Origin of the sequence: Streptomyces macrolidinus (assembly GCF_023887685.1) — a bacterium.
Lineage (GTDB): Bacteria > Actinomycetota > Actinomycetes > Streptomycetales > Streptomycetaceae > Streptomyces > Streptomyces macrolidinus.
The window spans coordinates 1-1,127 of sequence record NZ_JAMWMR010000095.1; the positions used below are offsets into that span (position 1 = coordinate 1).

At 69.3% G+C, this 1,127-nt stretch carries 1 protein-coding gene; it reads left to right on the forward strand.

All coding sequences use genetic code 11. The features are described from left to right. A partial coding sequence (locus NGF19_RS30360; protein ID WP_252429148.1) for an acyl carrier protein occupies positions 1-1,127 on the forward strand: 1,127 nt, incomplete at both ends.

Below are 1,127 nucleotides of genomic sequence, written 5' to 3' on the forward strand. Positions count from 1 at the left end.
ACCTACGCCTTCCAACGCGAGCGCTACTGGTTGGGCGAGATCGAGACGCTCGCCCCCGAACTGGAGCAGCCCGCGCCCGTCGCCCAGCGCGCGGCCGGGCTCTCCGAACTCGACCGGGACGAGCAACTTCGGCTGATCCTGGGACAGGTGCAGGCCCAGGCGGCCCGAGTGCTGGGCTACGCGATGGCCGGGCAGGTCGCCGCTGACCGCACCTTCCGCGACTCCGGGTGCACGTCGTTGACGGGCGTGGATCTACGCAACCGCGTCAACGCCGCCTTCGGTGTCCGCATGGCCCCCTCAATGATCTTCGACTTCCCGACACCTCGCGCGCTGGCGGAGCACCTGCTCGCCGAGATGCACGGGAACGCGCACGGTGAGCAGGACACGGCAGAGGTCGCACCGACGGTCGGTGGTACGGACGACCCCGTGGTGATCGTGGGTATGGCGTGTCGGTTGCCGGGTGGTGTGGGGTCGCCGGAGGACCTGTGGCGGTTGGTCGCCGAGGGTGGTGACGCGATCTCGGAGTTCCCCCGCGACCGTGGCTGGGATCTGGCCGGCTTGTACGACGAGGACCCGGACCGTCCCGGGACCACGTACGTCCAGCATGGTGGGTTCCTGGACGGCGTCGCGGACTTCGACGCCGGGTTCTTCGGGATCTCGCCGCGTGAGGCGCTGGCGATGGACCCGCAGCAGCGGCTGCTGCTGGAGACGTCGTGGGAGGCCGTGGAACACGCGGGAGTGGACCCGGCGTCCCTCAGAGGTCGTCAGGTCGGTGTCTTCACCGGGGCCATGACACAGGAGTACGGCCCGAGCCTGCGCGACGGCGGAAGCGGACTCGACGGCTACCTGCTCACCGGTAACACGGCGAGTGTCATGTCGGGCCGGGTGGCTTACGCGTTGGCTCTTGAGGGTCCCGCGTTGACGGTGGACACGGCGTGCTCGTCGTCGTTGGTGGCGCTGCACCTGGCGGTGCAGGCGTTACGCAAGGGCGAGTGCGACATGGCGCTCGCGGGCGGTGTGGCCGTCATGCCTACCCCAGGCATGTTTGTGGAGTTCAGCCGCCAGCGTGGGTTGTCCGCCGACGGTCGGTCGAAGGCGTTCTCGTCCTCAGCGGACGGCACGAGTTG